Annotated in this window: 6 protein-coding genes; 4 read left to right on the top strand and 2 right to left on the bottom strand. The window is 73.5% G+C overall.

Annotation, left to right across the window (positions count from 1 at the left end; genetic code table 11):
• Positions 1 to 261 precede the first annotated feature (261 nt).
• Complete coding sequence (locus ACZ3YO_RS16390) at positions 262 to 1,596, top strand: L,D-transpeptidase family protein (RefSeq protein ID WP_465569606.1); 1,335 nt, start codon at positions 262 to 264, stop codon at positions 1,594 to 1,596.
• A 130-nt stretch (positions 1,597 to 1,726) separates the two neighbouring features.
• Positions 1,727 to 2,671 (top strand): beta-ketoacyl-ACP synthase III, encoded by a 945-nt coding sequence (locus ACZ3YO_RS16385; RefSeq protein ID WP_465553420.1) that lies wholly within the window; start codon positions 1,727 to 1,729, stop codon positions 2,669 to 2,671.
• A 347-nt stretch (positions 2,672 to 3,018) separates the two neighbouring features.
• On the opposite strand, the gene ACZ3YO_RS16380 is transcribed toward ACZ3YO_RS16385, so the two are convergent.
• Complete coding sequence (locus ACZ3YO_RS16380) at positions 3,019 to 3,666, bottom strand: TetR family transcriptional regulator (RefSeq protein ID WP_380313970.1); 648 nt, start codon at positions 3,664 to 3,666, stop codon at positions 3,019 to 3,021.
• 425 nt (positions 3,667 to 4,091) lie between these two features.
• On the opposite strand from ACZ3YO_RS16380, the gene ACZ3YO_RS16375 reads away from it, so the two are divergent.
• Positions 4,092 to 6,491, top strand: coding sequence for an outer membrane protein assembly factor BamB family protein (locus tag ACZ3YO_RS16375; RefSeq protein ID WP_465569601.1), 2,400 nt, complete (start codon positions 4,092 to 4,094; stop codon positions 6,489 to 6,491).
• A 61-nt stretch (positions 6,492 to 6,552) separates the two neighbouring features.
• On the opposite strand, the gene galE is transcribed toward ACZ3YO_RS16375, so the two are convergent.
• A complete protein-coding gene (gene galE / locus ACZ3YO_RS16370; RefSeq protein WP_465569599.1) occupies positions 6,553 to 7,539 on the bottom strand; it encodes a UDP-glucose 4-epimerase GalE in 987 nt (328 codons plus the stop codon).
• A gap of 207 nt (positions 7,540 to 7,746) precedes the next feature.
• Between galE and ACZ3YO_RS16365 the strand changes: the two genes are divergently transcribed.
• Positions 7,747 to 8,808, top strand: coding sequence for a S1C family serine protease (locus tag ACZ3YO_RS16365; protein WP_465569626.1), 1,062 nt, complete (start codon positions 7,747 to 7,749; stop codon positions 8,806 to 8,808).
• Positions 8,809 to 8,939 lie beyond the last annotated feature (131 nt).

The raw sequence follows: 8,939 nt of genomic DNA, 5'->3' as shown, positions 1-8,939 counted from the left end.
CCGGTGGAGCGCAACACCCGCTACGAGGTCATCCGCGAGTACGACGGCCCGGACCTGACGCGCCGGGAGACCCCGCAGGCCATGCGCCTCTGACCGGGCACCGACCGGCGCGGTCCCGCGCCGACCAGTGATTTCCCCCGTCTCCCGGGCCGCCGGCAGGCCCGGGAGACGGGCGTTTCCACCCGGGCCGGCCCAGTCTTCACCGGCCCCGCACAGCCCCCGGGTTTCCCAACGGGCCGTTGGTTTGGCAGGATCGGCCGCATGTCCGGTTCCCATCGCGCCACCACGTACCCGCCGTACGAGCCGATGCACGAACCGGCGTACCAGCCGGGGTACGAGGTGCCGCAGCAGTCCTACGGGGTCTACGAGCAGCCGTCGTACCCGGAGTACGGCACGGCGCAGCCGTACACGGCAGACGGGAACCAGCCGCCCTACGGGTACGAGAACCAGCAGGCCCCGCAGAGCTACCAGGGCCAGGCCGCCTACGAGGGCCACGGCAGCCACGGCGGCTACGACGCCTATGACGCCTACGACCAGCCCTTCCAGCCGTACCCCGCCGACCCCGCCGAGACCGAGCGGGCGTACTGGTCGGAGCCCGGACCGTCGTACGCCGCCGAGCCGGCGCCGGACCTCGCGCCCGGGCTCGACCCCGAGCCGGTGGTCGTGGCCTCGGCCGCGGCGCCCGCGGAAGCGGCTCCGGTCGGCGGCCGGGCGGCCGCCCGCGGCCACCGCCGCAAGCCCAAGCCGAAGAAGCGCACCGGCAAGGCCGTGACGGCCGGCACCGCGCTGCTGCTCGCGGCGGCCGCCGGCTGGTACACCGTCGGCCAGGACTCCGCCAAGCCCGGCGTCACCACCGCCGACGGCCCCGGCCCGGATGGCGTCTCCACCCCGGACCAGCCGTCCCCGGCCGCCGGTGCCCAGGCCGCCCCCGCGGCCCAGGCCGTCAACGACCGGCACACCGAGGAGCCCGCCGCCGGTCGCAGCGAGGCCCGGCCGGACGGTTCGGTGGCCTCGATACCGGGCCTCGGCGCCGCCTTCACCGCCCGGATACCCGCCGAGACCACCCAGGTGGTGCTCGCCTCCGGCCAGGACAAGAACGCCAACAAGAACACCGTCACCCTCTGGACCCGCACCGCCGAGGGCCGGTGGCTGGCCGGCGAGACCTGGCAGGGCCACAACGGCAACAACGGCTGGACCACCGACCACAACGAGGGCGACCTGCGCAGCCCGATCGGGGTCTTCTCGCTCACCGACGCCGGCGGCCGCAAGGCCGACCCGGGCAGCAAGCTCCCGTACGACAAGGACCCGAGCTTCGTGGTCTCCGGGACGGGCTTCTTCGGCGACCAGCTGGCCGGCTCCTTCGACTACGTGGTCGCGATCAACTACAACCGGGTGCCCGGCAACTCGCCGCTCGACCCGCGCCGCCCCAACGGCTCCTCCAAGGGCGGCGGGATCTGGATCCACGTCGACCACGACGGCCCGACGCACGGCTGCGTCTCCGTCCCCGAGGACAAGATGGCCCTGCTGATCCGGACCCTCGATCCGGCCGCTCACCCGGTGATCGTGATGGGCGACGCGGCCTCACTGGCGGCCTGAGGGCGCATCCGTCCGGGGTGGTGGGCCCAGGCGCCGCAACGGCCCTTGTGGGCCTCCTACAGCTTCCGGGCGCGGATCCTGTAGCCGGTCGCGCCCCGCAGACCAGTGGGTAACCGGGTTGAGTGGCTGTATGAGCGGTTCGCGCATTGTGGCACTCGGCCACTACCAGCCCCCGAAGGTCCTCACCAACGACGACCTGGCGGTGCTGGTCGACACCGACGACGAGTGGATCCGCAGCCGGGTGGGGATCCGGACCCGCCACATCGCGGAGGGCGAGACCCTGGTGGACCTCGCCACCGAGGCGGCCCAGAAGGCGCTGGCGAAGAGCGGCCGCACGGCCGCCGACATCGACCTCGTCGTGGTCGCCACCTGCACCGCGGTCGAGCGCAGCCCCAACACGGCCGCCGCCGTCGCCGCCCGCCTCGGCGTGACGGCGCCCGCCGCCTACGACATCAACACGGTCTGCTCGGGCTTCTCGTACGCGCTGGCCACCGCGGACCACGCGATCCGGGCCGGAGCGGCCCGCACCGCCCTGGTGATCGGCGCGGAGCGGATGTCGGACACCCTCGACTGGACCGACCGGACCACCTGCGTGATCTTCGGCGACGGTGCCGGCGCCGCGGTGGTGGAGGCCCAGGAGGACGGCGCCGAGCCGGGCATCGGCCCGGTGGTCTGGGGCTCGGAGCCGGAGAAGAGCGACGCCGTGGTGATCACCGGCTGGGACCCGGTGATCAGCCAGCAGGGCCAGTCGGTGTTCCGCTGGGCCACCACCCAGATCGCCCCGCTGGCCCGGCAGGCCTGCGAGAAGGCCGGGATCGACCCGTCGGAGCTCAAGGGCTTCGTGCCGCACCAGGCCAACCTGCGGATCATCGACTCGATCGCGGCCAAGCTGGGTGCCCCCGACGCGGTGGTCGCCCGGGACGTGGTGGAGTCCGGCAACACCTCGGCCGCGTCCATCCCGCTGGCCTTCTCCAAGCTGGTCGAGCGCGGCGAGCTGTCGCCCGGCGACCCGGTGCTGCTGTTCGGTTTCGGCGGCGGCCTGGCGTACGCCGGTCAGGTCGTCCGCTGCCCCTGAGCGGCCTCTCGGCCCAAAGCGGCGCCCCGAGGCCCCGGGTGGGCCTTCAGCGGCCCCTGAGGGGCCCCTGGGCGGCGCCTGAGCGGTCCCTGGGCGTCGCCTGGGCGTCACCGGTCGTCCTCAACCCGCCCTGAGCCGTCCTGAATCCGTCCCGAGCCGTCCGGAAGCGACCGGAAAAGAACAATGCCGGTGGGCGGGCACCCCGCAGTGGGTGCCCGCCCACCGGCATGTCTGGCGCGCTGCGGACCGCCGGCAGACCTCCCCCGAGGACACGGCCGCCGTCCGTCGTTCCCCGGACAGGAGGCCGGGGTTGCGCGCGGAGCGGATGGGTGGGTTGGCGGATCGGTCTACTTGGGCGGCTTCTTGCCGGTGACACCCAGGTACACCAGGGGAGCGAGGTTGGGCTTGAGGTCCTTGACCTTGACGCCCCAGGAGGTGAAGGCCTTCTGGTGCTCGGCCGCCGAAGCGAGCAGCGAGACCAGAGAGCCGGCGACGGCTGCCGGGTCGAGCGACTTGTCGGCCTGGCCCTTCGCCTGGAGTTCCTTGACGGCGTCCGTGAGTGGCTTGGCGACCGCGTTGAGGACCGTCATGCGGATCTTGAAGAACCGCTTGTCCCCTTCGGCAGCACCGAGCGTGACCACTCGGAGAATGGCGTCGTTCTTGCGCCAGAAGGCGAGGAATCCGTCGACCAGTTCTTCCGAAGTGGCCGTGCCGGACTTCCCTGCCCAGGACTTTCCGGCCACCAGCTCTTTGAGCGTGTCGGAGTCCTTGGCCATTTCCTCGGCGATTTCGAGGACAGCGCCCTCGACGTCCGGGAAGTACTGGTAGAAGGTCGCGGGGGAGGTACCCGCCATACGGGCGACGTCGATGACCTTGACGTCCCGATAGGGCGACGTGCTGAGCATCTCGCGGAGGCAGTCGAGCAGCTTCTGCCGCGTCTCCTGTCCGCGTCGCCCGGCGACGCGACCGTCGACGGTGCGAACTTGTCCTGTCATGCCGTCAGCTTACCGTGGCTCGATCTTGGCGCGATTCGGTGATGTGACAATTACTCCGCCCGGGGGTTGGTATAGGGGTGTGAACCAGTTCGGACGGATATTCACCGCGCTCCGGTCAAGCCCCCCCGTGTGCTTATGACCTCACAGCGTGACGACCCCTCCGCTGAGGGGTGGTCCGGTGACAGAACGTGACGGTCGCCGGTCGGGCGCGGACCCGACCGCGATGGGTCCGGGCGGGCCGGATGCAAGCCGCCGCCGGAGCGGACGTCAGAATCCGGCCGTTCCGGCGGCACTGACCGGACGGCGACCGCGGCGGCCCCCCGGGGAGCCTCTGGGCGGGGGAGGTTGGAGATGGGCCGGGCGGCATTGGAGAATCGGGTCCGGCACCCCGTGGTGGGTGCGGAAAACGGGGAGGTGGCAGCGGAGTGGACCAGCTGACGGCGCACGATCCGAGGCGGATCGGGCCCTTCGAGGTGCTGGGGCGGCTCGGCGCGGGCGGGATGGGCCTGGTCTACCTGGCGCGTTCCGCGTCCGGCCGGCGAGTGGCCATCAAGACCGTCCGGGGGGAGCTGGCCGAGGACGAGCTGTTCCGGGTCCGTTTCGCCCGGGAGATCGCGGCCGCCAAGACGGTCGGCGGTTTCTACACCGCGGCCGTGGTGGACGCTGACGCCGACGCCCGGGTGCCCTGGCTGGCCACCGCGTACGTCCCGGCGCCGTCCCTGGAGGACCTGGTCACCGAGTGCGGGCCGCTGCCGGCGGGGGCGGTGCGCTGGCTGGTGGCGGGCATCGCCGAGGCGCTGCAGTCGATCCACGCCGCCGGGCTGGTCCACCGCGACCTCAAGCCCTCCAACGTGCTGGTGGTCGAGGACGGCCCGCGGGTGATCGACTTCGGCATCGCGGCCGGGGTCTCCAGCACCCGGCTCACCATGACCAACGTCGCGGTCGGCACCCCGGCGTACATGTCTCCCGAGCAGGCCCGCGACAGCCGCAGCGTCTCCGGCGCCAGCGACGTCTTCTCGCTCGGCTCGCTGCTGGTCTTCTGCGCCACCGGCCACCCGCCGTACCGGGGTGCCAACCCGGTCGAGACGGTGTTCCAGCTGCTGCGCGAGCAGCCCGACCTCTCCGGCCTGCCGGCCGAGCTGGTGGACCTGGTCCGCGCCTGCATGCGGCCGTCCCCCGAGCACCGGCCGTCGCCGGCGCAGATCCAGGCCGAGCTGGCCCCGCACCTGTTCTCCCGGGACGACGCCTCCGGCGAGGCCGGGGACTGGCTGCCGCCCAACGCGCTGGAGCTGATCGAGCGCAAGCGTGGCCGCCGTCAGCCCCCGCCGGCCCCGGTCGCCCCTGCGCCGCCGCAGCCGGTGCCGCCCCAGCCGGTGCAGCCCCAGCCGGTGCAGCCCCAGCCCGCTCAGCAGCAGGCGCCGGTGCCGCCGCAGCGGCCGAACCGGGACGACCCGCGCACCCGGCACCCCGTCGGGCACCACGCCCCGCCCAGCACCGGGCCGGTGCACGCCGCACCGGCGCTCCCTGGGCCGGACACCGAGGCCGCCACCGAGAAGCTCGCCGCCCCCCGCCGCCACCGCGCGCCGGTCGCCGGGGAGAGCGCCGCCGAGGTGCGGCTGCCCAACGCTTCGGTGCGGATAGGCCCGGGGCCCAGGGCCGAGCAGGCCGGGCCGGGCTCCGCGCCCGCCGAGACCGACTGGGTCCGCCGGGCCACGCCGCCGCCGGTGCGGGCCGCCCGCTGGCGCCCCTGGCGGTTCCGGATGTCCAACGACGTCTGGGGCACCCCGGTGATCGCCGACGGCACCCTCTTCGTCTCCAGCTTCGAGGTGCACGCCCTCGACATCGCCTCCGGTCAGCGCCGCTACAAGACCCGCGACGTCGCCTGGGCGCTCGCCGTCGACGCCGGCCGGGTGCACGCCGCCGACGGCCCGCACCTCTACACCGTCGACGTCGCCGACGGCGCCGAGCGCTGGCGCAGCTCGCTGGACGGCTGGGTCTACTCGCTGGACGCCGCCGACGGCGTGCTCTGCTGCGGCGTCCGGGGCGGCGGGGTGCAGCTGCGCTCGGCGGCCGGCGGCGCCGAGCTGTGGCGCGCCGACGACGCCCAGCAGGACTACGAGAACCCGCAGTCCGGCCCGGCCCTGGTGGGCGGCGCCGCGTACTACTACGGCGGCGGGCGGCTGCGCTGCGTCGACCCGCGCGGGGCGGGCCTGCGGTGGTCCTTCCCGGTCGGCGAGGACGTGCCGTCGCGCCCGGCCGAGCGGGCCGGGGTGCTGTACGTGACGGCCGGCACCCGGGTGTACGCACTGGACGCGGCGAGCGGTGCCGAACGCTGGCGCTTCGAGGCGCCCGTCGTGCTCTTCACCCCGCCCGCGCTGGACGCCGACGCGGTGTACGTCGCCGACTACCTCGGCACGGTGTACGCGCTGGACGCGGCCACCGGCCGGGACCGCTGGCGCGGCGTCACCGGCAACCGGCAGGGCGCCGAGCCGGTGGTGGTCGGGGACGGCATGGTGCTGGTCGGCAGCGGCGAGGTGCTGTACGCCTTCGAGTCAGCCACCGGCCGGGAGCGGTGGCGGTACACCGCGAGGGGCGAGATCGTCGGCTCCCCGGCGGTCGCCGACGGCCTGGTCCACCTGGGCAGCCGGGACCAGTCGCTGCACACCCTGGACCTGGCGACCGGTCAGCTGCGCTGGGAGCTCGGCACCAAGGGCGAGCTGACCGGCTCGCCGGTGGCGGTCGGCGGGAAGGTCTTCGTCGGCAGCAAGGACCGCTGCGTCTACGCGCTGGACGCTTACTACGGCACGGCGGTGCCCTCGCACTGACCGGGGGAGACGGCAGGGGCGGGGGTCGGCCGACGACCCCCGCCCCTGCGCGTCGGCTCCGCTACTTCCGGCGGGCCTCCGGGTGGCGGCTGCACCAGCCCTCCCATGCCGAGGCCACCATCTCCTCGACGCCGTGACGGGCGGTCCAGCCCAGCTCCTGGCGGATCAGCTCGGCGGAGGCCACCACCCGGGCGGGGTCGCCGGCGCGGCGCGGGGTGACCTCGCCGGTGGCGTCGTACCCGGTCACCTTGCCGATCACGTCCAGCATCTCCTTGACGCTGACGCCCTCGCCGCGGCCGATGTTGAGGATCAGCGCGGTCTCGCCGGCCGGGTCGGCCGCCAGCCGCTTCGCGGCCGCCACGTGCGCGGAGGCGATGTCGGAGACGTGGATGAAGTCGCGCACGCAGGTGCCGTCGGGGGTCGGGTAGTCGGCGCCGAAGATCCGCGGGGCCTGGCCGGCGGTGAGCCGCTCGAAGACCATCGGGATCAGGTTGAACACGCCCGCGTCGGACAGCTCCGGCGAGGCCGCGCCGGCCACGTTGAAGTAGCGCAGCGACACGGTGGAGATGCCGTGGGCCTTGCCGGCCGCCGAGACCAGCCACTCGCCGGCCAGCTTGGTCTCGCCGTACGGGCTCATCGGGTCGCAGGGGGTGGACTCGGTGACCAGGTCGACGTCCGGCATGCCGTAGACGGCGGCGGAGGAGGAGAACAGGAAGCGCTTCACGCCACCCGCGGCGGCCGCCTCCAGCACGGTCTGCAGACCGATCATGTTCTCGCGGTAGTAGAAGAAGGGCTGCTCGACCGACTCGCCGACCTGCTTCTTCGCCGCGAAGTGCAGGATGCCCTCGACCGCGTGCTCGCGGATCGCCTCGTCCAGCACGGCGCGGTCCAGCGTGGACCCCTCGACCAGGGCCACGCCCTGCGGCAGCCGGGTGCGGTCACCGGTGCTGAAGTCGTCCAGGACGGCGACCCGCTCGCCCGCGTCGAGGAGCTGCTGCACCACGTGCCCGCCGATGTATCCGGCACCGCCGGTGATCAACCAAGTCATGGCCCGCATCCTAGGCGGTCGAGCTTTCGGGCCGGCGCCGGGCGAGTCGGTGGGGCCATTCGGACATATCGGTGAAATGCTGACAAAGATCTCTGTCTGGTGAGGGAATCGGAGGCGGCCGACGTGAACCGCAAGAAGGAGCCCACCCGCCCTCTCCCGGCCGGGCCGCGCCCCACCGGGCCCAAGGCGTTCGGCGGGCGGCCGGCGGTGCCCGGGGCGGTCGCCGTGGTGGTCGCGCTGGCGGTGGCCGGGTGCAGCAGCGGAGGGTCCTCCTCCTCGTCGTCCACCTCCGCGACCACGGGCGCCTCCGCGTCCGCCCCCACCCAGCCGGCGAGCGGCAACCAGCTCCAGGACACGTACCAGAAGGTGATCGCCGACGTGCTGCCCTCGGTGGTGCAGATCACCACCGCGACCGGCCTCGGCTCCGGGATCGTCTACGACAACAAGGGCGACGTCGTCACCAACGCCCACGTGGTCGGCACCGCCACCACCTTCACCGTGACCCTGGCCAACAGCACCAAGCCGCTGGACGCCACCCTGGTCGGCAGCTACCCGGACTCCGACCTCGCGGTGGTCAAGCTGACCAGCCTGCCGGGCGGCCTCCGGCCGGCCGTCTTCGGGGACTCCACCAAGGTCCAGCTGGGCCAGATCACGCTTGCCATGGGCAGCCCGCTCGGGCTCTCCGGCAGTGTCACCGAGGGCATCGTCTCGGCCACCGGCAGGACCGTCGCCGAGCCGACGGGCGGCGGCTCGCCGGGAGCCACCATCGGCAACATGGTGCAGACCTCGGCGGCGATCAACCCGGGCAACAGCGGTGGCGCGCTCGTCAACCTGAACAGCCAGGTGATCGGCATCAACACGCTCGCCGCGACCGAGCCGGAGACCAACGGAGCCGCGGCGCCCGGCATCGGCTTCGCCATCCCGGCGTCCACCATCACCAACATCGCGGACCAGCTGATCAAGGACGGCAAGGTCACCAACTCCGGCCGGGCCGCGCTCGGGATCACCGCCCGCACGTACTTCGACCAGAACTTCCACCCGGCCGGGGCCGTCATCGTGGCCGTCAGCCCGGGCGGCGCGGCCGACGCGGCGGGGATGCAGGCCGGCGACGTGATCACCAAGGTCGGTGACACCCCGGTCGACTCGCTGAACTCGCTCACCACCGCGCTGGCCTCGCTCACCCCGGGCAGCAAGGTGACCGTCGGCTACACCCGGGACGGTCAGGACAAGACCGCCGAGGTCACCCTCGGCACCCTGGCAACCCCCTAGACCGCCGGCGCCGGCCGCCCGCACACCGCGCAAGGGTCGGCGGGCGGCCGGCGCACGGGTGCGGCCGGGACCACGTCGACTGCCTCGACGTGGTCCCGGCCGGTTGCCGTCCCGGGTCCGGGTTCCGGGCG

The sequence above is a fragment of the Kitasatospora sp. NPDC022785 genome (assembly GCF_055561295.1).
The sequence above is the reverse complement of the archived record's forward strand: the minus strand, read 5'-3'. Positions and strand labels throughout refer to the sequence as shown.